At 60.0% G+C, this 23,125-nt stretch carries 24 protein-coding genes; 12 read left to right on the top strand and 12 right to left on the bottom strand.

Going from position 1 to position 23,125, the window contains the following annotated elements; all coding sequences use genetic code 11:
• Window positions 1-73: 73 nt before the first annotated feature.
• The gene (locus tag NL64_RS08445; protein WP_034147678.1) at window positions 74-820 is read right to left on the bottom strand and encodes a LytR/AlgR family response regulator transcription factor; all 747 of its coding nucleotides are present in this window, start codon (window positions 818-820) and stop codon (window positions 74-76) included.
• Window positions 821-1,351: 531 nt separating this feature from the next.
• Between NL64_RS08445 and argH the strand changes: the two genes are divergently transcribed.
• Window positions 1,352-2,746 carry an argininosuccinate lyase gene (argH, locus tag NL64_RS08450; RefSeq protein ID WP_034147679.1) on the top strand — a complete coding sequence of 465 codons (1,395 nt, stop codon included), beginning with the start codon at window positions 1,352-1,354 and terminating at the stop codon, window positions 2,744-2,746.
• 50 nt (window positions 2,747-2,796) lie between these two features.
• Here argH and NL64_RS08455 read toward each other — a convergent pair whose 3' ends face one another.
• Both NL64_RS08455 and NL64_RS08460 read right to left on the bottom strand, forming a co-directional pair.
• Window positions 2,797-3,471, bottom strand: coding sequence for a glutathione S-transferase family protein (locus NL64_RS08455; protein ID WP_034147680.1), 675 nt, complete (start codon window positions 3,469-3,471; stop codon window positions 2,797-2,799).
• 210 nt (window positions 3,472-3,681) lie between these two features.
• Window positions 3,682-4,341, bottom strand: a complete 660-nt coding sequence (locus NL64_RS08460) for a glutathione S-transferase family protein (RefSeq protein WP_034147681.1) — start codon at window positions 4,339-4,341, stop codon at window positions 3,682-3,684.
• Between the two features lie 124 nt (window positions 4,342-4,465).
• Here NL64_RS08460 and NL64_RS08465 point away from each other — a divergent pair, with 124 nt between their 5' ends.
• The 3 genes from NL64_RS08465 (at window position 4,466) to NL64_RS08475 (ending at window position 8,270) form a co-directional block, all read left to right on the top strand.
• Entirely contained in the window at window positions 4,466-4,750 is a 285-nt protein-coding gene (locus NL64_RS08465; protein ID WP_008024357.1) for a hypothetical protein, read from the top strand.
• 235 nt (window positions 4,751-4,985) lie between these two features.
• Window positions 4,986-5,231, top strand: coding sequence for a TIGR02647 family protein (locus tag NL64_RS08470; RefSeq protein ID WP_034147682.1), 246 nt, complete (start codon window positions 4,986-4,988; stop codon window positions 5,229-5,231).
• A gap of 192 nt (window positions 5,232-5,423) precedes the next feature.
• Window positions 5,424-8,270 carry a class I adenylate cyclase gene (locus NL64_RS08475; protein WP_034147683.1) on the top strand — a complete coding sequence of 949 codons (2,847 nt, stop codon included), beginning with the start codon at window positions 5,424-5,426 and terminating at the stop codon, window positions 8,268-8,270.
• A 7-nt stretch (window positions 8,271-8,277) separates the two neighbouring features.
• On the opposite strand, the gene rnk is transcribed toward NL64_RS08475, so the two are convergent.
• The 3 genes from rnk to cyaY all read right to left on the bottom strand — a co-directional run bounded on the left by rnk (window position 8,278) and on the right by cyaY (window position 9,483).
• Complete coding sequence (rnk, locus tag NL64_RS08480) at window positions 8,278-8,688, bottom strand: nucleoside diphosphate kinase regulator (RefSeq protein ID WP_034147684.1); 411 nt, start codon at window positions 8,686-8,688, stop codon at window positions 8,278-8,280.
• Between the two features lie 230 nt (window positions 8,689-8,918).
• Window positions 8,919-9,146 (bottom strand): DUF1289 domain-containing protein, encoded by a 228-nt coding sequence (locus tag NL64_RS08485; protein WP_034147685.1) that lies wholly within the window; start codon window positions 9,144-9,146, stop codon window positions 8,919-8,921.
• A 4-nt stretch (window positions 9,147-9,150) separates the two neighbouring features.
• Window positions 9,151-9,483, bottom strand: a complete 333-nt coding sequence (gene cyaY / locus NL64_RS08490) for an iron donor protein CyaY (protein WP_034147686.1) — start codon at window positions 9,481-9,483, stop codon at window positions 9,151-9,153.
• A gap of 367 nt (window positions 9,484-9,850) precedes the next feature.
• Between cyaY and lptM the strand changes: the two genes are divergently transcribed.
• Genes lptM through NL64_RS08520 form a run of 6 tightly spaced genes read left to right on the top strand, consistent with a single transcriptional unit; the run spans window position 9,851 to window position 14,470 of the window.
• On the top strand, window positions 9,851-10,024 hold the full coding sequence (gene lptM / locus NL64_RS29445) for an LPS translocon maturation chaperone LptM (RefSeq protein ID WP_034147687.1): 174 nt from the start codon (window positions 9,851-9,853) through the stop codon (window positions 10,022-10,024).
• A 9-nt stretch (window positions 10,025-10,033) separates the two neighbouring features.
• Window positions 10,034-11,281, top strand: a complete 1,248-nt coding sequence (gene lysA / locus NL64_RS08500; RefSeq protein WP_034147688.1) for a diaminopimelate decarboxylase — start codon at window positions 10,034-10,036, stop codon at window positions 11,279-11,281.
• 4 nt (window positions 11,282-11,285) lie between these two features.
• Complete coding sequence (dapF, locus tag NL64_RS08505; protein WP_034147689.1) at window positions 11,286-12,116, top strand: diaminopimelate epimerase; 831 nt, start codon at window positions 11,286-11,288, stop codon at window positions 12,114-12,116.
• A 13-nt stretch (window positions 12,117-12,129) separates the two neighbouring features.
• The gene (locus NL64_RS08510; protein WP_034147690.1) at window positions 12,130-12,855 is read left to right on the top strand and encodes a DUF484 family protein; all 726 of its coding nucleotides are present in this window, start codon (window positions 12,130-12,132) and stop codon (window positions 12,853-12,855) included.
• A 2-nt stretch (window positions 12,856-12,857) separates the two neighbouring features.
• Window positions 12,858-13,757 (top strand): tyrosine recombinase XerC, encoded by a 900-nt coding sequence (xerC, locus tag NL64_RS08515; protein ID WP_034147691.1) that lies wholly within the window; start codon window positions 12,858-12,860, stop codon window positions 13,755-13,757.
• Entirely contained in the window at window positions 13,754-14,470 is a 717-nt protein-coding gene (locus NL64_RS08520) for an HAD family hydrolase (protein ID WP_034147692.1), read from the top strand. Before xerC ends, NL64_RS08520 begins: the two co-directional genes overlap by 4 nt.
• Window positions 14,471-14,633: 163 nt before the next feature.
• On the opposite strand, the gene sutA is transcribed toward NL64_RS08520, so the two are convergent.
• The 4 genes from sutA to glnK form a co-directional block, all read right to left on the bottom strand.
• Window positions 14,634-14,957 carry a transcriptional regulator SutA gene (sutA, locus tag NL64_RS08525; RefSeq protein WP_034147693.1) on the bottom strand — a complete coding sequence of 108 codons (324 nt, stop codon included), beginning with the start codon at window positions 14,955-14,957 and terminating at the stop codon, window positions 14,634-14,636.
• A gap of 101 nt (window positions 14,958-15,058) precedes the next feature.
• A complete protein-coding gene (locus NL64_RS08530; RefSeq protein WP_007989493.1) occupies window positions 15,059-15,484 on the bottom strand; it encodes a secondary thiamine-phosphate synthase enzyme YjbQ in 426 nt (141 codons plus the stop codon).
• Between the two features lie 214 nt (window positions 15,485-15,698).
• Window positions 15,699-17,036: an ammonium transporter gene (locus NL64_RS08535; protein WP_034147694.1), complete on the bottom strand. Its 1,338-nt coding sequence runs from the start codon at window positions 17,034-17,036 to the stop codon at window positions 15,699-15,701.
• Window positions 17,037-17,071: 35 nt separating this feature from the next.
• Window positions 17,072-17,410 (bottom strand): P-II family nitrogen regulator, encoded by a 339-nt coding sequence (gene glnK, locus NL64_RS08540; protein WP_002555808.1) that lies wholly within the window; start codon window positions 17,408-17,410, stop codon window positions 17,072-17,074.
• A 419-nt stretch (window positions 17,411-17,829) separates the two neighbouring features.
• Between glnK and NL64_RS08545 the strand changes: the two genes are divergently transcribed.
• Together NL64_RS08545 and NL64_RS08550 are read left to right on the top strand one after the other, a co-directional pair.
• Window positions 17,830-18,096: an accessory factor UbiK family protein gene (locus NL64_RS08545; RefSeq protein WP_034147695.1), complete on the top strand. Its 267-nt coding sequence runs from the start codon at window positions 17,830-17,832 to the stop codon at window positions 18,094-18,096.
• Window positions 18,097-18,310: 214 nt separating this feature from the next.
• On the top strand, window positions 18,311-19,804 hold the full coding sequence (locus NL64_RS08550) for a YifB family Mg chelatase-like AAA ATPase (RefSeq protein WP_034147696.1): 1,494 nt from the start codon (window positions 18,311-18,313) through the stop codon (window positions 19,802-19,804).
• 128 nt (window positions 19,805-19,932) lie between these two features.
• On the opposite strand, the gene NL64_RS08555 is transcribed toward NL64_RS08550, so the two are convergent.
• Together NL64_RS08555 and NL64_RS08560 are read right to left on the bottom strand one after the other, a co-directional pair.
• The gene (locus NL64_RS08555; protein ID WP_034147697.1) at window positions 19,933-21,909 is read right to left on the bottom strand and encodes a methyl-accepting chemotaxis protein; all 1,977 of its coding nucleotides are present in this window, start codon (window positions 21,907-21,909) and stop codon (window positions 19,933-19,935) included.
• A gap of 185 nt (window positions 21,910-22,094) precedes the next feature.
• Window positions 22,095-23,015, bottom strand: a complete 921-nt coding sequence (locus tag NL64_RS08560; protein ID WP_034147698.1) for a LysR substrate-binding domain-containing protein — start codon at window positions 23,013-23,015, stop codon at window positions 22,095-22,097.
• Window positions 23,016-23,125 lie beyond the last annotated feature (110 nt).

The following is a 23,125-nucleotide window of genomic DNA, read 5'->3' on the forward strand; positions in this document are numbered from 1 at the left end:
ATCAGATACTGCTCGGCCTCCCTGGCCCCGGGTCTCCGGCAATCGGGTGTGAAATCCGCCTGCGACCAGCGAATTAAAGCTGTTGCATCATTTTTCGAACGCCGGCCACATGGCGCCGGCTGACGATCAGGGCGTCACCGTTCAACCCTTTGAGGAACAGCTGGAAATGCCCCAGAGGCGTTCGTTGCAGGCGCTCGATGCGCTCGCGAGCGACCAGGGCGTTGCGGTGGATGCGCACAAACCGGTCGCCGAATTCATCTTCCAGCGCCTTGAGCGGTTCATCCAGCAACACTTCGCCGGTCTCGTGGCGCAGGGTCACGTACTTGTGATCGGCGATGAAATAGACCACCTGATCCAGCGGGATCAACTCGATGCCCTTTCGGGTTCGGGCACTGATGTGGCTGCGTGGGCCACTGCCGCTTTCAGCAGCAGGTCGAGTCAAAGCCGAAAGTTGCACACGATTGGGGCGCTCGGCTTTCTTTAATGCATCATGTAAATGTTCAGTTCTCACAGGTTTCACCAGATAGCCTACGGCGCTGGCCTGTAAGGCTTCCACGGCAAATTCATCGGAACCTGTGCAAAACACCACGGCAGGCGGGGTTTCGCGTTCGCACAGTCGCGCTGCCACTTGCAGGCCATCGAGGCCTGGCATGCGGATATCGAGCAGGACGATATCCGGTTTGTGGCTGTCGATCAGTGCCAACGCCTCTTCGCCGTTCGTGGCGCTCGGCTCCAGGACGCTGTATCCCTCGAGTTCACCAACCATTTGGCTCAGGCGCTCGCGGGCAAGGGGGTCGTCATCAACGATCAGGACATTCATATTGCGCTGGATTCCTGCGTGAGTCTCGCACAAGGATAGCGTAGACAGGGGAAGTGACGTCTGTCACCGCGATCCACGCTAAGACTAGCGCGAGCGTGAAAAAGTGCCGCTGGTCGGGCAGCTAAATTTTCATCTGCCGGGCGATTAGCGGCCCAGGCCCGCTTTGGCGACACATCGCCACAGGGTTTGCTGATACGCAATATGAACACCCCCTCTTCTTATAGTCCTCTCGCGCACCGAGAAGTGCGCTGATCCTACTGTCCAACTGTAGACGGTTGCCGGAACGATATTGCTCAAATGAAAAATATCGTTGTACTAATAGGGAAAACTGTTGGAGCGAGCCTGCTCGCGATGAACCTGAGGGCCACGGGTTTATTCAAAAAGCACGCGTGATCGTTAACATCCATCGCGAGCAGGCTCGCTCCCACATGAGAAAACCAGTCGACCAGTGCCAGCGACAGGATTGGCAACCCTGTTATTATCCGCGGCAGCTTTCAACGCCATCTTTTTTCAGCCGATACGAGCGAATTCATGAGCACTGACAAGACCAATCAGTCCTGGGGCGGCCGCTTCAGTGAACCCGTCGACGCCTTCGTCGCCCGCTTCACCGCCTCCGTCACCTTCGACCAGCGCCTGTATCGCCACGACATCATGGGCTCGATCGCCCACGCCACCATGCTGGCAAAGGTCGGCGTGCTGACCGATGCCGAGCGCGACAGCATCATCGATGGCCTGAAGACCATCCAGGGTGAAATCGAGGCCGGCCAGTTCGACTGGCGCATCGACCTCGAAGACGTGCACATGAACATCGAGGCACGCCTGACCGACCGCATCGGCGTGACCGGTAAAAAGCTGCACACCGGCCGCAGCCGCAACGACCAGGTAGCCACCGACATCCGCCTGTGGCTGCGCGATGAAATCGACCTGATCCTCGGCGAAATCACCCGCCTGCAAAAAGGCTTGCTGGAACAGGCCGAGCGCGAAGCCGGCAGCATCATGCCGGGTTTCACTCACTTGCAAACCGCGCAGCCGGTGACCTTCGGGCACCATATGCTGGCGTGGTTCGAAATGCTCAGCCGCGACTACGAGCGTCTGGTCGACTGCCGCAAGCGGACCAACCGCATGCCACTGGGCAGCGCCGCGCTGGCCGGCACCACGTACCCGATCGATCGTGAATACACCGCGCAACTGCTGGGCTTCGATGCGGTGGGCGGCAACTCGCTGGACAACGTGTCCGATCGTGACTTTGCTATCGAGTTCTGCTCGGCCGCCAGCATCGCGATGATGCACCTGTCGCGCTTCTCCGAAGAGCTGGTGCTGTGGACCAGCGCACAATTCCAGTTCATCGATCTGCCAGACCGTTTCTGCACCGGCAGCTCGATCATGCCGCAAAAGAAAAACCCGGACGTTCCGGAACTGGTGCGCGGCAAATCGGGCCGTGTGTTCGGTGCCTTGATGGGCCTGCTGACCCTGATGAAAGGCCAGCCTCTGGCCTACAACAAGGACAACCAGGAAGACAAGGAACCGCTGTTCGACGCCGCCGACACCCTGCGCGATTCTCTGCGTGCCTTTGCCGACATGATCCCGGCAATCAAACCCAAGCACGCCATCATGCGCGAAGCGGCCCTGCGCGGTTTCTCCACTGCCACCGACCTGGCTGACTACCTGGTACGTCGCGGCCTGCCGTTCCGTGACTGCCACGAAATCGTTGGCCATGCGGTGAAGTACGGCGTGGACAGCGGCAAGGACCTGGCGGAAATGAGCCTGGAAGAACTGCGCAAGTTCAGCGACCAGATCGACCAGGACGTATTCGCCGTGCTGACCCTGGAAGGTTCGGTCAATGCCCGTGACCACATCGGCGGCACTGCGCCAGCGCAGGTGAAGGCCGCCGTTTCGCGCGGTCAGGCGCTGCTCGCCAGCCGTTAAGACGACAGCAAATATGAAGCCCGATGGCCAAAACCATCGGGCTTTCCCTCTCAGCGATTCGAATTCCCCACTGCCCGCACCCGCTTAAGAAAAGCAGGCGCCTCCGCCTGTCTGTCAGCGGCGACTATTCTCACGTTCGGATTCTCGCCCAAGTGCTCCAGCAACGCCTTGGCACCTGGCATGTCGGACAAGAAGTCGATGTCGAACAAGCGCTTTCCGACGTCTACGGCCAGGTCAACACTGTATAGAAAATACAAATCGGCAAGCGTGAAGTGCTCTCCTGCCACATATGGCGCAAACCGCGCACGTTGCTTCAAGGCCGTAAACCCTTTGATCAGATCCCGCTGTGCCTTGGCCTTCAGCTCCTCGGGAGTCGGCCTGCCGTCGAAAAACACTTCGACGTAACAGACACGCGCCGGCAGCTCGATGTACAACTCGATTTCTTTGGCCAGTGCTCGAACACTTGCCCGCGCAAACGGATCGGTCGGCAATAGCGCTTTGCCTGACTGGGTCTCTTCTATGAAGTCGAGGATGGCGTCCGTTTCGCTTACAAAGCCCTGCTCGGTCTCCAGGACCGGAACCTTCCCTCGGGGGCTGACGGCGAGAATGTCCGGATTCTGGCAACCATGAAACGGCACGGTTTCAAAAGGCACACCTTTTTCCAGGAGTGCCAACTTGACCATATTGAAATAGTTACTCGCCGCAAAACCATAAAGTTTGAGCATTACCGGGTCTCCTTGACCGCGACGTTTCCTGATCGGAAAACGATTCGATGCTCAAGGTAAACACTGTCCAGAACCGGGGAAGATTTTGGTTATTACCACGTACGACGAAATCGCCTGAAGGTGTTGGCCGACTTGGGTGTGGGCAATGTAGGACAAGAGATTGCGAATCTCCTGACACGTACTGATCACACCCGTCAGACGCCTCCGCAACTACTTCTTGGACGCGACCATCGCCATAAACGCCGGCATTGCCGCTTCCTTGTCCGCCGCAATCCGCTGCACGTTCGGGTTTTGCTCCAGACGCTCCAGCAACGCCTTGGCCGCCGGCAGTTCGGCCAACAGATCGATATCAAACAGCTTTTTCGCCACTGCACAGGCCAGCGGCACGCTGTACAGGAAATACAGATCCGCCACGCTCAAACTGTCGCCCGCCACATAAGGGCTGAACTTGCCGTGCCTGCCCAGGGAGGCAATGCCCAGCAATAGCTCGGTCTTGGTCTTTTCCTTGATCGCATCAGGCAGCGTCATGCCGAAAAATGCTTGCGGATAGCAGGCCCGGCCCGGCAGTTCGATGTAAAGTTCGATTTCCTTGGCCAGCGCGAGCACCTGCGCCCGTTCGAAAGGATCGCTCGGCAGCAGCGGCGTGCCTTTTTGGCTTTGCTCGATGTATTCGAGAATCACGCTGGTTTCGTTGATGAAACCCTGTTCGACACCCAGCACCGGCACCTTGCCGCGCGGACTGATGACCAGCGCTTCAGGCGCCTGGCCAGCGTAAAACGGCACCTCTTCGAACGGCAGTCCCTTTTCCAGCAGCGCCAGCTTGACCATGTTGTAGTAGTTGCTGACGGAAAATCCATAAAGCTTGAGCATCACAAAGCCTCCAGGCCGTGCAGGGGTTGGCAGTGCCTTTTATAGAACGCCGGGACGGTTCTTGCCAGCAGCATCACGGCGCTGAATGCAGGTAAACTGGCCGCCTTTCCTTGAGGAGCCTGCCATGAGCGAGCCAACAGATATCGACAGCGACGAAGAAGAATTCACCGAGAACACGCTGATCGAGGCCATTGAAAACCAGATTGAGAGCGACAACCCGCCGGCCGCCAAAGCGACCTTCAACAAGCTGACACTGGTGGGTTACGAGCGCGAGGAAATCCTCAACCTGATGGCTCACGTTTTGGCGGTGGAAATCGACGCGATCCTCGAAGAAGACCGCGCGTTCAATACCGAATGGTATGAAGCTGCACTGCGTGCGTTGCCGGAATTGCCGCCGGAAAAGAAATAAGATCAAAAGATCGCAGCCTTCGGCAGCTCCTGCAGGGATCGTATTTCATGTAGGAGCTGCCGCAGGCTGCGATCTTTTTTTTGCGGTCTACACTCTATTAACCCCGCTGCCGCCGCATTCAACCGGGGAATGCATCCCATGGCGAAAAAACCCTGTCGCGAGCACTGGACATGCCGGGCAAGTGGGCTCACCTTAGGGGCGCTGTCGTCCAATTCCTAGAAAGTCTGGAGTCCTTATGTCGCTTACCCCTGAGTTGGTTGCCGAACTGGAAGTCCTCGCACTCTTCAACCTGGACAGTTCCCAGGAAGGTTTGAAAATTCATCAGACCGCTGCCCCGAAACACATTGCCGCTGCCAAACGCTTGCATGAAAAAGAACTGATCGACCAGCCCGATGGCGGCTACCTGACTAGCCTGGGTCGTGATGCTGCGCAAAATGTACAAACCGTTCTGACCATCCTGAGCGTCCAGGAAACTGCCTGAATTCCCCGCATCGCCCACGGAAACCCCAGGCTCGGGATTTCCGCGGGCACGGCCTGACAACGGCCGTCGCCATACGGTAAAAATCTGACGCCAGAAAAACAAAATCAGCTTAAAAGTCCCGGGACCAAGGCGCTACACTCCCCATACCCGAGAACCCCGATTCCGAGCCCCTGCGAGCCGGTTTGAGCTGACATGACCCGCACCCACGAAATCCGCCCCGATCTGGACGAGGGAATCGACCGCAAGGTTCTCAGCCAACTGCGCGCACGTTTCCTGAAGCTCAACGAGGGCCGCATGGCGCGCGCCATGGAAGGATTGTCGACCCGGCAGCAAGGGGTGCTGAACCTCCTCCCGCTGTTTTTCCACGTCAATCATCCGCTGTTGCCGGGTTACGTTTCCGGCAGCACGCCGGCCGGACTGTCGAACTACGAACCGGACGCCAATGCCCTCGCCGAAGCCCAGCGCCTGACCCGCTCGTTTTCCTACAAGCCGCGCCACGGCAGCAACCCGCCACGCCCGATTCACGGCCTGTTCCTGATGGGCAGCCTCGGCACACTGGCCCAGGCCGACCAGAGCGACATGGACGTGTGGGTATGTCATGCGCCCGATTTGAGTGAGCAGGAGCTGTCCGAACTGCGCAAAAAGTGCCAGTTGCTGGAAACCTGGGCCGCCAGCCAGGGGGCCGAGGCGCATTTCTTTCTGATCGAGCCGACGCGCTTCGTACTGGGTGAGCGCGACAATCAACTCAGCTCCGAAAACTGCGGCACCACTCAGCACTATCTACTGCTGGACGAGTTCTACCGCACTGCGATCTGGCTCGCCGGGCGCACGCCGATCTGGTGGCTGGTGCCCGTTTATGAGGAAGCGAATTACGACCGCTACACCCACACGCTGCTGTCCAAGCGCTTCATCCGCACCGACGAAACCCTGGACCTGGGAAATCTGGCGTACATTCCTCCCGGCGAATTCATCGGTGCCGGGCTCTGGCAGCTGTTCAAGGGTATCGAGTCGCCTTACAAGTCGGTGCTCAAGCTGTTGCTGACCGAGGTTTACGCCAGCGAACATCCGAGGGTCCAGTGCCTGAGCCTGCGCTTCAAACAAGCGGTGTTCGCCAATCGGCTCGACCTCGATGAACTGGACCCATACGTCGTGGTTTACCGGCGTATCGAGGAATACCTCATCGCCCGTAACGAGCCGGAACGGCTGGAATTGGTGCGACGCGCGCTGTACCTGAAGGTCAATCGCAAGCTCACCGTCGGTAGTGGCCGCACCCAGAGTTGGCAACGCTCGTTGCTTGAACGCCTCGCCCACGAATGGCAATGGGACCCGCGGCAACTGGCGCTGCTCGACAGCCGCAGCCAATGGAAAGTCCGCCAGGTCAGCTCGGAGCGCCGGGCTCTGGTCAACGAACTGAATTACAGCTACCGCTTCCTGACTCAGTTTGCCCGCAATGAACAGACCGTCAGCCTGATCAACAAGCGTGACCTCAGCGTGCTGGGTCGACGCCTGTACGCGGCGTTCGAGCGCAAGGCAGACAAGGTCGAGTTCATCAATCCGGGCATCGCCCCGGATTTGGCCGAAGACACCCTGACGCTGGTCCATGCACCGAACAAAAAAGAGCCGACGCAAAATCAGTGGGGCTTGTACAACGGCAGCCTGACCGCGCTTGAGTGGGAGCATTTCGCCCCGATCAAACGCAGTCGCCATCTGCTCGAACTGCTCACCTGGTGCCACCGCAACGGCGTGATCGACAGCAGCACCCGCCTCGCCTTGCACCCCGGCAGCAGCGACTTGAGCGAGTTCGAACTGTTCAACCTGCTCGGTAGCCTGCAACAGACTATTCCCCTGCCCTTGCCGACCGTCGCGGAGGAACCATTGCTGCGTGCCGCCGTGCCCGGCAACGTGCTGATGCTGGTGAACGTCGGTGTCGACCCGCTCAAGCACCACCGCGACCTGAACATCCTGATGACCACCGAGCGCACCGACTCACTGAGTTACGCCGGCGTCCGGGAAAACCTGGTGCTGACCCTGGACCAGGTCACGCTCAATAGCTGGAACGAAGTGCTGGTCAATCACTTCGACGGACCACACGCCCTGCTCGACTGCGTGCGTGACTACCTCAACAACCTGCCGAGCGGGCCGCAGCAGCCCCGACTGCGCGTGCGTTGCTTCTGCCATAACCGCGCGCAGTTCATTGCCCAGCGGGTCGAAGGGATCCTTGACATTGCGCAGAACCTGCTGCTGAGCAAACTCAATTACCGCTACCTGATTCAGGTCCAGCAGCATTACCACGTGCTGGAGTTGGTGCCCGGCCAGGTCAATCACGTTGCGCTTGCCACCTTGCCGGCGCTGTTCGATTACCTGGGTGAGGAACAGGCTCGTTACAGCCCATTGCACCTGGACCCGATGGCGCTCGAAGACCACGACCTGGCAATGCTTCTGCCCATGGGCCAGCGGGGTTGCATTCAAGTGTTCTACCGGATCAACGAAGCCCAGGCCGATCTGTACGTACTCGATGAATTCAACGCGTTGTGGCAGCAGCGTTTGCCCTGGCATGACGAGCAAAGCCTGCTGGTTCCGTTGCAGCGATTCCTGCAGTCGATCCAGTACCGACGCGATGCGTTGCTGCCGATGGATGCGACTTCCCCGCAGAATCTGGAGACGTTGTATTACCAATTGTTGCCTTCCGGCCCGGGCCGAGCGCGTCGGGTCGACGCGAGGCCGCCACCACAAAACCCGGTCAACAAGCCGTTCTACGACGTGCAGGCGATCGTCGGCAAAGCGGCGCCCGGCACGGTGCACGTCACGTTGTATTGCAATCAGCGGGAATTTTCAGAGTTGGAACATGGCGACCAACTGTTCAGTGTGGTCGCCCGGGAAATCATCGAGCAGCGCCGCGAGACCGAGCGCTATCGCTGCTACATCACCGACCTGGACTTGTCGGGCCTGATAGGTGATGGGCAGAGTTCGAGCAATTTGTATCTGCGTTACAAGGCCGACCTGGAGCGCGCATTGAACGAGGCGCTCGCGCAGGTCTGAGCGGTCGTTACTCTGGGAAGTCGCCGCCATGGGCTGGTTGAGATTCAACTTCCAGCAAAGTCAGTTTCAGGGTTTTGCCACCCGGAGCCGGCCAGTCGATGTGCTGGCCAACTTTCAGGCCCAGCAGTGCACTGCCCACTGGCGCCAGGATGGAAATCCGTCCCTCGTCGGCGTTGGCATCCTTCGGATAAACCAGGGTCAGGTGATAATCCTTGCCACTGCTTTCTTCACGGCAGTGCACGCGGGAATTCATGGTCACGACATCGGCGGGCACTTCATCGTGACCGACCAGTGTATCGGCGCGATCCAGCTCGGTTTGCAGCGCGATAACGCCCGGCAGCGTGTCATCCAGGCTGTCGATCAGACGCTCCAGACGCTGTACGTCCAGACGGGTAAGGGTGATGGAAGGTGCGGTCATGATCAGGGCAGACTCCTTTCTTCTGCACGAAAAAAGCAAAACCCCGCCAGAAAAAGGCGGGGTTTTCACAAGGCCTCGATGGGTTGAGGCGTATCCGGACACTAACACAGCTCAAAAAATATACAAGTCGCCACCAGACAGCGCGCACTCCCTGTGGGAGCCGGCTTGCTGGCGATAGGATTCCGGACGTTACAGCGCCCTCCTGGCCGCCATCGCTAGCAAGCCAGCTCCTACAGAAGATTGGCGTTGACCTTGCGATTGGAGGCCTGGGCGCAGATGACCCGACGGCGCTCGTCATCGGCCGAACGCCATTCGCGGATGTCTTCGACATGACGGAAGCAGCCCAGACAGACCTTCTGCTCATCCAGCCGGCACACGCCGCTGCACGGCGAAGGGACGGCCGGGCTGACGTTGCTGTAAAGCGGCTTCGGTGGGCGGACGGGTGCTGACTGGGTCACGACGTTACAGGCCTTCGAAATCGAGTTCGACACCGGCCTGCTGATTGACGATGCGTTCGAGCATCTCGCCCAGTTGCTCTTCGCTCTTGTCGCACATCCAGCGCTCGCTTTCTTCGTCGTAGTCGAAGTGGAAGCCACCGGACACCGCCGCCAGCCACAACTGACGCAGCGGCTCCTGCCGACTGAAGATCAACTGGCTGCCGTTTTCGAACTTGACGGTCAATACACCGGCCGAGCTTTCGAGATCGATATCCAGGTCGCTCTCGTCAAAGATGTCCTCCAGTGTTTGCTGGGTGGCATCGACCAGATCGTGGAAACGGGCTTCGGACAAACTCATTACGGCAACCTCAAAAAGTGTCTGATCAGGCTCAAGCGCCGCAAGATACGGACGAGCCCCGCTGATTGCAAAGGATAACGATCATGGGCCGATATAGGTACATCAAACACGGTTCCGGTGGGAGCGGGGTTGTGTGGCGAGGGAGCTTGCTCCCGCTGGGTCGCGAAGCGACCCCGAAAGCATTGCGCCTGCTTCGCAGTCGAGCGGGAGCAAGCTCCCTCGCCACACAAGCCCGCTACCACAATGGATTGCGCGCGACTTACCTGCATCAAGCCAAGGCCCGCCGGACGGGCGGTTCGTTGCATAGGCAAGCTGCCGGGTGGCCGGTATACTCCGGCGCAATTAATGCATTTTCAAGGATTTCGCCATGAAGCGCCTGATCTCTTCCCTTGCTGCGCTCCTCGCGGTTGCCTGCCTTGTGTCGGCCTGCGGTCAAAAAGGCCCGTTGTACCTGCCCGACGAAGACCAGGACCCTGCAGAGCAGGCCCAGTCCTCGCAGAAGCAGCCGTCCAAGGCCCACAAGCACGACGTCTACCAATAAGGGAACCTCATGGACGCTTTTAACTACCGTGACGGTGAACTGTTCGCGGAAGGTGTTGCCCTGTCTGCCATCGCCGAGCGCTTTGGCACACCGACCTACGTTTACTCGCGCGCCCACATCGAAGCCCAGTACCTGGCTTACGCCGATGCGCTGGCCGGCATGCCGCACCTGGTCTGCTTCGCGGTCAAGGCCAACTCCAACCTGGGTGTACTGAATGTCCTGGCGCGCCTGGGCGCCGGTTTCGACATCGTCTCCCGTGGCGAGCTGGAACGCGTACTGGCCGCTGGCGGCAGCGCCGACAAGATCGTGTTCTCCGGCGTCGGCAAGACCCGTGACGACATGCGTCGCGCCCTTGAAGTCGGCGTGCACTGCTTCAACGTCGAATCCACCGACGAACTGGAACGCCTGCAAGTGGTGGCCGCCGAGCTCGGCGTTCGCGCGCCGATCTCGCTGCGCGTCAACCCGGACGTCGATGCCGGCACCCACCCGTACATTTCCACCGGTCTCAAAGAGAACAAGTTCGGCATCGCCATCGCCGACGCCGAAGACGTGTACGTGCGCGCCGCGCAGTTGCCGAACCTGGAAGTGGTCGGCGTCGATTGCCACATCGGCTCGCAACTGACCACCCTGCCGCCGTTCATCGACGCTCTCGACCGCCTGCTGGGCCTGGTCGACCGCCTCGGCGATTGCGGCATCTACCTGCGCCACATCGATCTCGGTGGTGGCCTGGGTGTGCGTTATCGTGATGAAGAGCCGCCATTGGCCGCCGACTACATCAAGGCCGTGCGCGAACGTCTCGACGGTCGTGATCTGGGACTGGTGTTCGAGCCGGGTCGCTTTATCGTCGCCAACGCCGGCGTGCTGCTGACCCAGGTCGAGTACCTCAAGCACACCGAACACAAAGACTTCGCCATCGTCGACGCGGCCATGAACGACCTGATCCGCCCGGCGCTGTACCAAGCCTGGATGGATGTCACCGCCGTACGCCCGCGCACCTCCGCTGCCCGCGCCTACGACATTGTTGGCCCAATCTGCGAGACCGGCGACTTCCTGGCCAAGGATCGTGAACTGGCCCTGGAAGAAGGCGACCTGCTGGCCGTGCATTCGGCTGGCGCCTATGGGTTTGTCATGAGCTCCAACTACAACACCCGCGGTCGTGCCGCTGAAGTGTTGGTGGACGGTGATCAGGCATTTGAAGTGCGTCGCCGTGAAACGGTAGCCGAGTTGTTTGCTGGCGAAAGCCTGCTGCCGGAGTAAAACCATGCTGCTGCGTTTTACCAAGATGCACGGCTTGGGCAATGACTTCATGGTCCTCGACCTGGTCAGCCAGCACGCGCACATTCTGCCCAAGCACGCCAAGCTGTGGGGCGATCGGCACACTGGCATCGGTTTCGACCAGTTGCTGATCGTCGAAGCACCGAGCAACCCGGACGTGGATTTCCGCTATCGGATCTTCAACTCCGACGGCTCGGAAGTGGAACAGTGCGGCAACGGTGCGCGCTGCTTCGCCCGCTTTGTGCTCGACAAACGCCTGACCGCTAAACGGCAGATCCGTGTCGAAACCAAAAGCGGCATCATCGAACTGGATGTGCGCAGCGACGGGCAGATCGGCGTGAACATGGGTGCCCCGCGCCTGGTGCCAGCGGATATTCCGTTTCAGGCGCCTGAACAGGCGTTGAGCTATCAGGTCGACGTCGACGGTACGCCGGTCGAACTGGCCGCGGTGTCCATGGGCAACCCCCATGCGGTGCTGCGAGTCAGCGATATCAACAACGCACCGGTGCATGAGCTGGGGCCGAAAATCGAACATCACCCGCGCTTCCCGGCACGGGTCAATGTCGGTTTTCTAGAGGTCATCGACCGGGGCCGCGCGCAGTTGCGCGTCTGGGAACGCGGCGCCGGGGAAACCCAGGCCTGCGGCACCGGCGCCTGCGCCGCTGCCGTCGCTGCGATCAGCCAGGGGTGGATGGATTCGCCGCTGTTGATCGACCTGCCAGGCGGGCGCCTGTCCATTGAATGGGCAGGCCCTGGCCAACCGGTGTTGATGACCGGCCCGGCAGTCCGTGTATACGAAGGACAAGTACGTCTTTGAGTGAGCCAAAACCATGACCGATAAGCCTCAGGTACCCGCCCGACAGTCCGACGAATCGCCGTCCGAGAGCCTGGAGGCGGCGGCGATTGCCGCGTACCTGGAGGCTCATCCGGACTTCTTCGTCGAGCACGAAGAACTGCTGCCGGCAATGCGCATTCCCCACCGCCGCGGCGACACCGTGTCGCTGGTGGAACGGCAGATGACCATCCTGCGCGACCGCAACATTGAGCTGCGTCATCGTCTTTCGCACTTGATGGACGTGGCCCGCGACAACGACCGACTGTTCGAAAAAACCCGCCGACTGATCCTCGCACTGATGGACGCCGCCACGCTGGAAGACGTGGTGATGTGCGTCGAAGACAGTTTGCGCCAGGACTTTCAGGTGCCCTTCGTCAGCCTGATCCTGCTCGGCGACAACGCCATGCCGGTCGGCCGCTGGGTGACCCACGCGGACGCCCAGGTGGCCATCGGTGGCCTGTTGCTGGAAGACAAAAGCGTCAGCGGCAGCCTGCGCGAACATGAACTCGACTTCTTGTTCGGCGAAGAGCAGCGCAAGCAAATCGGCTCCACCGCCGTCGTCGCCATCAGTCACCAGGGCATCCACGGCATCCTCGCTATCGCCAGCCGTGATCCGCAGCAATATAAAAGCTCGGTGGGCACGCTGTTCCTCAGCTACATTGCCGAAGTCATGGGCCGCGTGCTGCCACGGATCAACAACTCCCTGCGCTCGGTTCGCTGATCATGGAACGACAACTGGACGCTTACTGCGAACACCTGCGCAGTGAGCGACAGGTGTCGCCGCACACGCTGTCGGCCTACCGCCGCGACCTCGATAAAGTGCTGGGCTGGTGCGTCAAACAGAACATTGGCAGTTGGGCCGCCCTGGACATCCAGCGCCTGCGCAGCCTGATCGCCCGCCTGCATGCACAAGGTCAATCGTCCCGCAGCCTGGCGCGACTGCTGTCGGCGGTGCGTGGGCTCTATCACTACCTGAACCGCGAAGGCCTGTGCGATCACGACCCGGCCAACGGCCTGGCGCCGCCCAAGGGCGAACGCCGCCTGCCGAAAACCCTCGACACCGACCGCGCCCTGCAATTGCTGGAAGGTGGCGTGGAAGACGACTTTCTCGCGCGTCGGGATCAGGCGATTCTTGAGCTGTTCTATTCTTCCGGCCTGCGGCTTTCGGAACTGACCGGGCTCAATCTCGATCAGCTTGATTTGGCGGACGGTATGGTCCAAGTGCTCGGCAAAGGCAGCAAAACCCGCTTATTGCCGGTAGGAAAAAAAGCTCGAGAAGCGCTGGAGTTGTGGTTGCCATTGCGAGCCATGGCCAACCCGGCGGACGACGCCGTGTTTGTCGGCCAGCAAGGTCGACGCCTCGGCCCGCGGGCGATCCAGCTGCGGGTAAAAGCAGCGGGCGAGCGCGAACTGGGGCAAAACCTGCACCCACACATGTTGCGACACTCCTTCGCCAGCCACTTGCTGGAGTCCTCGCAGGATCTGCGCGCGGTGCAGGAATTGCTCGGCCACTCGGACATCAAGACCACCCAGATCTACACCCACCTGGACTTCCAGCACCTGGCCAGCGTCTACGACAGCGCTCACCCACGGGCCAAACGCATTAAAGGCGATGATTCATGACTCTCCAACTGATCACCTTCGACCTCGACGACACCCTGTGGGACACCGCCCCGGTGATCGTCAGCGCCGAAGCCGTATTGCGTGAATGGCTGACTGAACATGCACCCAACTTGGGCGCGGTGCCGGTGGAGCATTTGTGGGCCATTCGCGAACGCATCCTGAGCATCGAGCCGAACCTCAAGCACCGCATCAGCGCTTTGCGTCGCCGCGTGTTGTTCCAGGCTCTGGAAGAAGCAGGCTATGCCCACGCAGTCGCTTCCGAGTTGGCCGACCAAAGTTTCGAAGTGTTTCTGCATGCACGGCATCAGCTGGAAATCTTCCCGGAGGTGCAACCGACCCTCCAGGCACTGGCCAACCATTACACCCTCGGCGTGGTCACCAACGGCAATGCTGATGTGCGACGGCTGGGGTTGGCGGACTACTTCAAGTTTGCGCTGTGCGCGGAAGACATCGGCGTCGCCAAGCCAGATGCGCGACTGTTCCATGAGGCGTTGCAACGCGGAGGTGCGACCGCCGAGACGGCGGTGCATATCGGCGATCATCCGGGCGATGACATTGCCGGGGCGCAGCAGGCGGGGTTGCGGGCGATCTGGTTCAACCCTGCGGGAAAAACCTGGGAAGCCGAGCGCCTGCCCGATGCGGAAATTCGCAGCCTGACCGAACTGCCGGCGTTGTTGGCGCTCTGGAATGCCAGCGCAGCATCACCTCTGTAGGAGCCGGCTTGCTGGCGATCACGGTTCATCATTCAACAACGATGTTGCCTGACCTGGCGCCATCGCCAGCAAGCCGGCTCCTACAGGGGTTACGCAGGATTTTGTTTGAGGCATGAAAAAGCCCGCAGCGACGGCGGGCTTTTTCAGCAAGCAGGTAGCCGCCTCAGATAGGCCGGCTACCGTACTTGTTATCCGGCTTCTTGGGCGGATCGGCGACCACGTTGGCCTCCACTTCCTGCACCTTGCCACCACGCGCAAGGAACTCTTCCATGGCCTTGGCCAGGGCGTCGCGCTCCTTGTTCTTGGCTTCGACACTCGGCAGCTCATCGACCGATACCGCTGCCTTGGCTTTGCCTTTGGCAGTCGGCGCGGGCGCATCACCGCCGTCGTCGTCAGCAACGTCTTCCGCTGCTGCTTCCAGGCCTTCTTCGGCCTCGTCTTCGTCGCCTACTTCGAGGTCGTCGTTTTCCAGATCATCGTCGCTCATGTTCTACCTCATGACTTGCGAAAAGCAGATTAGTTATAGCCCAGCTTTGCCCTCTGTCGAAGGCTGCCGGAAAAAAATCAACAACCGCTGCTGACCAGCGGTTATGCCCCTTCACCGTGCACGGTGGCGAGGACTTTACGAGCACCGCCATGATCACGGTGCTCGCCCAGATAAACGCCTTGCCAGGTCCCTAACGCCAGTCGGCCCGCCGAGATCGGCAAACTGAGCTGACAGCCAAGCACGCTGGCCTTGAAGTGCGCCGGGAGGTCGTCCAGGCCTTCGTCGTTATGCTCATATCCGTCTGTTCCTTGTGGGATCAGACGATTGAAAAATCGTTCGAAGTCGCGACGTACCGCCGGATCGGCGTTCTCGTTGATGGTCAACGACGCCGAGGTATGCTGCAGCCACAAATGCAACAGACCGACCCGACACGCCTTGAGTTCAGGCAGGCCGGCGAGTAACTCGTCCGTTACCAGATGAAAGCCCCGGGGCCTCGCCCGCAGGGTAATCAGAGTCTGTTGCCACATACAGTTCTCCGCACGTTCGGGGCGCATTCTAGCGCGCTCTGGGAAAAAACAAAGGCCCTAATATTCCTTCTATCCTGTAAGCCATTGGCGGCACAAAAACACTCGTCGTAAACGTCGTAAAAGCTGTAAGAAAAAACCTTTCAGCGCTTCCTTTGATGACAAATTCCAGACAAAAAAATGCCCGGCAAGCCGGGCAAGTTTTTTATGCGCGTACTTACAAGTTGTAGCCGCGTTCGTTGTGAAGCGCCAGATCGATACCGACAGCCTCTTCTTCTTCAGTGATGCGCAGACCCATGACGGCATCCAGCACCTTGAGAATGATGAAGGTGACGATCGCGGTGTAGATCACCGTGAAGCCCACGCCTTTGCATTGAATCCACACTTGTGCGGCGATGTCGGTCACGGTGCCGAAGCCACCCAGGGACGGTGCAGCGAACACACCGGTCAGGATCGCGCCGAGGATACCGCCGATACCGTGTACGCCGAAGGCATCCAGGGAATCGTCATAGCCGAGTTTGCGTTTCAGGGTGGTTGCGCAGAAGAAGCACACCACACCAGCTGCAAGACCGATCACCAGAGCGCCCATCGGGCCTACGGTGCCAGCCGCCGGGGTAATCGCAACCAGGCCAGCAACCACACCCGAAGCAATACCCAGTGCGCTTGGCTTACCGTGGGTGACCCACTCAGCGAACATCCAGCCCAGTGCAGCGGCAGCGGTAGCGATTTGTGTAACGAGCATCGCCATGCCGGCGGTGCCGTTGGCCGCAGCAGCGGAACCGGCGTTGAAACCGAACCAACCGACCCACAGCATCGCCGCGCCCATCAGGGTATAGCCGAGGTTGTGCGGCGCCATCGGCGTGGTCGGGAAGCCTTTGCGCTTGCCCAGTACCAGGCAGGCAATCAGACCGGCCACACCGGCGTTGATGTGCACCACGGTGCCGCCAGCGAAGTCGAGCACGCCCCAGTCCCACATCAGGCCGCCGTTGCCGGACCAGACCATGTGCGCGATCGGTGCATAAACCAGGGTGAACCAGATGCCCATGAAGATCAGCATCGCGGAGAACTTCATCCGCTCGGCGAAGGCACCGACGATCAGCGCTGGGGTGATGATGGCAAAGGTCATCTGGAAAGTGATGAACACCGCCTCAGGGAACAGCGCTGCCGGGCCGGTCAGGCTGGCTGGCGTGACACCGGCGAGGAACGCCTTGCCCATGCCGCCGAAGAACGAGTTGAAGTTGACGACGCCCTGCTCCATGCCCGTGGTGTCGAACGCGATGCTGTAGCCATAAATGACCCACAGGACGCTGATCAGACCGGTAATGGCGAAGCACTGCATCATCACGGAAAGAATGTTTTTCGACCGAACCATGCCGCCGTAGAACAGCGCGAGGCCGGGAATGGTCATGAACAGCACGAGGGCTGTCGAGGTCAACATCCAGGCGGTGTCGCCGGAGTTGAGGACTGGAGCTGCCACTTCGTCTGCCGCCATGGCCAGGCTGGGCATTACGAGGGACAACAGGGCTCCTAGCCCTGCGAATTTACGCAGAGTCATATTGTTTTCTCCTGGGGCGTTGGGTTTGTGGCGGCTTAGATTGCGTCGGTATCGGTTTCGCCGGTACGGATGCGAATCGCCTGTTCCAGATTGACCACGAAGATCTTGCCGTCACCGATCTTGCCGGTGTTGGCGGCCTTGGTTATCGCCTCGATAACCCGGTCGAGATCCTTGTCGTCAATGGCGACATCAATCTTCACCTTTGGCAGGAAATCGACCACGTACTCCGCGCCGCGATACAGCTCGGTGTGACCCTTCTGCCGACCGAAGCCTTTTACTTCAGTAACGGTAATGCCCTGCACGCCGATCTCGGACAACGACTCGCGCACGTCGTCCAACTTGAACGGCTTGATGATGGCAGTGACTAGCTTCATGAAAACTCTCTCCCGAATTGGTGGACTTGCCCCAGGAAAACAAACCCGTCTCAAGTCTAAGCGCAGTGCCTGGCTTTGTAACGCATCGTCGGCCTTACTTGCCCGTCCGACGCCAGCTAACCGCTCCTTGCGAAACACTCCCCGCGTTTCGTTCGGCGCACTGCATTCGTCACAGCGACTGCATCAGTGCATGGGTCATCAGGGGCTAAGCAGAAAGCTTGCCATCTCCAGAATTTTCACTGATTTCAAGCCTTTGCCCTCTGATCGTAACCACTTCGCAACAACACTCGGCTCGTTACGCACAACAACGGTGCGACGCCGTCCGTCTGCATGCGCGAAAAGCGTGCATCCCTTGCCTGCGAATTTGACTATAGACACTGCGTGATACACTGCCCGCCATTGATACCAGGACATTTCCCATGCTCGCGCCCAAAGACTTCCTCGACGCCCTGACGGGCACCGCCTCCCGCCTCTTCAGCGGCGACACCCCACTGCCGAAAGCAGAGATCGAAAGTCAGTTCAAAATGTTGCTACAGAGTGGCTTCAGCAAACTGGATCTGGTGAGCCGGGAAGAGTTTGATAGTCAGATGGTCGTACTGGCGCGGACACGGGCACGGTTGGAGGCACTTGAGGCCAAGGTCGCTGAGATGGAAGCGAAGCTAAACCCACCAGCACAAACCGAATAACTGCAGGAGCCGGCTTGCTGGCGATCGCGTTTGATCATTCAACAACGATGTTGACTGACTTGTCGCCATCGCCAGCAAGCCGGCTCCTACAGGTTAAGCACCTGCAACATCCAGTGAAGGTTTGCCTCCTCAACCGCCCCGCCAGAATCTCCCCCGCCAACTACCCTTGAAAAACCCGCAGGAAGCGGCCCCCTGTACAATTCAAGGAACGACCATGTCTCTCGCCATCGTCCACAGCCGCGCCCAGGTGGGTGTGGAAGCGCCTGCTGTTACCGTCGAAGTCCATCTGGCCAACGGCTTGCCGTCGCTGACCATGGTCGGCCTGCCCGAGGCCGCGGTGAAGGAGAGCAAGGATCGGGTGCGCAGTGCGATCATCAATTCGGGGCTGCAATTTCCGGCACGGCGGATCACGCTCAATCTGGCCCCGGCGGATTTGCCCAAGGATGGCGGGCGGTTCGATTTGGCGATTGCCTTGGGGATTCTTTCGGCCAGTGTGCAGGTGCCGGCGTTGACGCTGGATGATGTGGAGTGTCTGGGAGAACTGGCGCTGTCAGGCGCGGTGCGGGCGGTTCGTGGGGTGTTGCCAGCGGCATTGGCGGCGCGCAAGGCCGGGCGTTCGTTGATGGTGCCGCGGGTGAACGCCGAGGAGGCCTGTCTCGCGTCGGGACTGAAGGTGATTGCGGTGGATCATCTGCTGGAAGCCGTCGCCCATTTCAACGGGCACACGCCGGTTGAACCGTATGTCTCGGATGGTTTGATTCACGCGAGCAAGCCCTACCCCGATTTGAATGAAGTACAGGGGCAGCAAGCTGCCAAACGGGCGCTGTTGATTGCTGCAGCGGGGGCGCACAACTTGCTGTTCAGCGGGCCTCCAGGTACCGGCAAGACGCTTCTGGCGAGCCGCCTGCCAGGATTGCTGCCACCGCTGAGCGAAAGCGAAGCTCTGGAAGTGGCGGCAATTCAGTCAGTCAGCAGTTGCACGCCGTTGAGCCATTGGCCGCAGCGCCCGTTCAGGCAACCCCATCACTCTGCCTCCGGCCCGGCGTTGGTTGGCGGCAGCTCGAAACCACAACCCGGCGAGATCACACTTGCTCATCATGGCGTGCTGTTCCTGGATGAGCTGCCAGAGTTTGATCGCAAGGTGCTGGAGGTTTTAAGGGAGCCACTGGAATCCGGCCATATCGTGATTTCGCGGGCGAAAGATCGTGTTCGGTTTCCGGCGCGTTTTCAGTTGGTGGCGGCGATGAATCCGTGCCCCTGTGGATATCTTGGTGAACCCACTGGGCGGTGCTCTTGCACACCTGACATGGTTCAGCGTTATCGCAACAAACTCTCAGGACCGTTGCTGGATCGGATCGACTTGCACCTGACCGTGGCGCGGGAGGCCACCGCGTTGAATCCGGCAGTGAAACCAGGAGAGGACAGCGCCAGCGCAGCAGCACTGGTCGCTGAGGCTCGCGAACGACAGCAAAAACGTCAGGGCTGCGCCAACGCTTTCCTTGATCTGCCGGGGGTTCGTCGGCACTGCAAGTTATCCACAGCCGATGAGCATTGGCTGGAAAACGCCTGTGAACGGCTAACCCTTTCGCTGCGTTCGGCGCACCGGTTGCTGAAGGTAGCGCGGACGTTGGCGGATCTGGAGCAGGTCGAAGGGATCAGCCGCGAGCATCTGGCCGAAGCATTGCAGTATCGGCCGGCGACGCAATAAGTGCCGACACCGCGTCGCTCCCATCGCGGGCAAGCCACGCTCCCAGAGGTTCAGCGTGCTTCACACGATTGCAGACCAACAAACCCTGTGGGAGCGGGCTTGCCCGCGATGGCGATTTCAGCCGCGCCTCAACGGAAGCGGTCAACCTCGGAACGCAAATCCGCCGCCAGTTTCTCCAGCTCTTTAGCAGTGACCGCCAGGTTGGACACCACCTCACGCTGCTCACTGTTGGCCAGGGCAATACTCTGCAAATTGCTGCTGAGCAAAGTCGCAGTGCTGCTCTGCTCCTGAGTCGCCGTGGTAATCGCAGCAAATTGCTGACCGGCCGAGCGGCTTTGTTCGTCGATCCGCGCCAGTGCCGAAGCCACGTTGGCATTGCGCGACAAGCCTTCCTGCATCAGCACATTGCCCTGCTCCATGGTGCTAATGGCGTTGCCGGTTTCCTGTTGGATGCTCTGGATCATCACGGAAATTTCGTCCGTGGCCTGACGGGTCCGCGAGGCCAGGTTGCGCACCTCATCTGCTACTACGGCAAAACCACGACCCTGCTCACCGGCGCGAGCGGCTTCGATCGCAGCATTCAGCGCCAGCAGGTTGGTCTGTTCGGCAATCGAGGTGATCACACCGACGATGCCGCCGATTTCCTGGGAGCGTTGACCCAAGGTGTTGATCACCGTCGCCGTGCTGTTCAACGCACCGGCGATTTGCTCCAGCGACGAGGACGCTTCGTCCATGGACGTGCGACCGATCTGGGTTTGCTGTGCGTTTTCCTGGGCCAGACGCTGGGTGCTGCCCATGTTGTCGGCGATGTTCAGGGACGTGGCGCTGAACTCTTCCACGGCCCCGGCCATGCTGGTGATTTCGCCGGATTGCTGCTCCATGCCTTCATAGGCGCCACCGGACAAACCGGACAAGGCCTGAGCGCGGCTATTGACCTCCATCGAGGCGTTGCGGATGTGCTCGACCATGGTCGACAGCGCTTGGCTCATCTGATTGAAAGCGCGGGCCAGCTGGCCGATTTCGTCGTTGCTCGACACGCTCAGGCGCACGCTCAGATCACCGGCACCCAACGCCTCGGCCTGACGTACCAGATCACCCAGCGGCGCGAGTTTGCTGCGCAGCAACCAGACCGCTGAACCCACCGCGATCAGCATCGCCAACAGACTGCCGATGGCCAATTGAATGCCGACGCTCCAGGTCACGGCGCTGATCTCGGTTTTCGGCATGCTCGCCACCACCGACCACGGCCCGCCTTCGAACGGCACGGCCACGCTATAGAAATCTTCGGACTTGTCGCTCCAGAAATCTCCCTTGCCTGGTGTTTTCGCCAAGCCGTTGATGGTCGCAATGGCCTGATCCGGTACTTGCACCCCGGCAATCGGCACCAGCCACTTGTTCTGCTCGTCCAGCAACGCCAGAGAACCGGTCTGACCGATGCGGAAACGCTTGAGGTTTTCGAACTGCGCTTTCTGCGCGTCGGTGTAATCAAATCCTACAAACAGCACGGCGATGACCTTACCGCCGCCATCCCGCACGGGGGTGTATTGCGTCATATAGAAACGATCAAACAGCAGCGCGCGTCCGACATAGCTCTGCCCCGCCATCAAGCGTGCATAAGCCGGGTTGGCGTGATCGAGCAGCGTACCGATAGCCCGATTGCCATCCTGCTTGGTCAAGGATGTGCTGACGCGAATGAAGTCTTCACCGCTGCGCACGAATACCGTGGCCACCCCCGCAGTCAATTGCTTGAACTCGTCCACTTCGTTGAAATTATTGTTCAGTACGTCGCTGCCCAGGTGCAGCCCCGGCGTCTGAGTACCCGCGACGGCCACCGGCTCATCCGGGTGCACGCTCAGGCCGGCACTGAAACGCTTCTCGAACAGACCGGCGAGACGCTGGGTGCTCTCACGCAACGTGCCGTGAAAGGTGCTCAATTGATCGGCCAGCAACCGGGCCTCGCTGGCCAGGTGCTCTTCGCGGGTAGCGAGGTTGGCGGTATCCAGCGAGCGCAGGGCGAACACGCTACTGCCAGTGATGACAATCGCTAGAATCACGGCGAGCGCGAGACCAAGCTGTGAAGCGATCCGGGCACGAGGTTGAGACATGACAGCTCCTGGCCGAGCAGCCAGATCATCCTGATCGCAGCGCATACTCAGCAAAATTTCTAATAATGGGGAAAGCATCGAACCTGCACGAAGGTTCCATGTGCAGATATTCGGCGGCCAGCGGGAATACTTGAGCAATTAACCGGGATATGGCTCAAGGCCGCTACTGCGGCGGCTTCATCGTTTCAGCTCAAGTGCTCGACATCGGGCAATTCCATGGCCCTGACTTCGTTTTGCAGGAAGTCGCTGAGCCGGCGCATCCGCTCACCGCCGGGGCGGGTTTTCGGCCAGACCAGGTAATATTTCTCACCGCTGGCAACGGCGGTCGGCCACGGCAGACTCAGACGTCCCTGGGCCACATCCTCCGCCACCATCAGCAAATCGCCCATGGACACGCCGTAACCTCGGGCGGCCGCGATCATGCCCAGCTCCAGCGTGTCGAACACCTGCCCGCCCTTGAGCGACACCTGCTCGGCGAGCCCCATGCGCTCCAGCCAATTGCGCCAGTCGCGGCGGTCCGGTGTCGGGTGCAGCAGTTCGGTGTTGACCAGACGCGCCACATCCCATGGCTGATCGTTCAGGAGATTGGGCGCGCCCACCGGGATCAATTCCTCGGGGAACAGGTAACTCGCCTCCCAATCCGGAGGGAAATGTCCGTTGCTCAATAACACTGCGCAATCGAACGGCTCATCGTTGAAGTCCACCGAATCGATATCCATCCAGGCGCTGGTCAATTGCACCTCGTTGCCCGGCTGCAAATGGCGGAAGCGACTGAGGCGCGCAAGCAGCCAGCGCATGGTCAGGGTCGACGGGGCTTTCATGCGCAGGATGTCGTCTTCGGCGCGCAAGGTATTGCAGGCTCGCTCCAGGGCAGTGAAGCCCTCGCGAATGCCCGGCAACAGCATTCGGGCTGACTCGGTCAGCTGCAAATTGCGACCACTGCGGTGAAACAAGCGGCAGGCAAAATGCTCTTCGAGCGTACGAATATGCCGACTGACCGCACTTTGGGTGATCGACAGCTCTTCAGCGGCACGGGTGAACGAACTGTGCCGCGCCGCTGCTTCGAATGCGCGCAGGGCATACAAGGGAGGAAGACGACGTGACATTGGGAAAGCTCCTACAACCGAATTCGGCCACCCTAGCAGAAACTTGCCAGCATGAGTTTGACTCATGCCATCCATCCTTTTTATCCCTTTGTGCAAACCCCGCAGAGCGC

The organism is Pseudomonas fluorescens, from assembly GCF_000802965.1.
GTDB lineage: Bacteria > Pseudomonadota > Gammaproteobacteria > Pseudomonadales > Pseudomonadaceae > Aquipseudomonas > Aquipseudomonas fluorescens_A.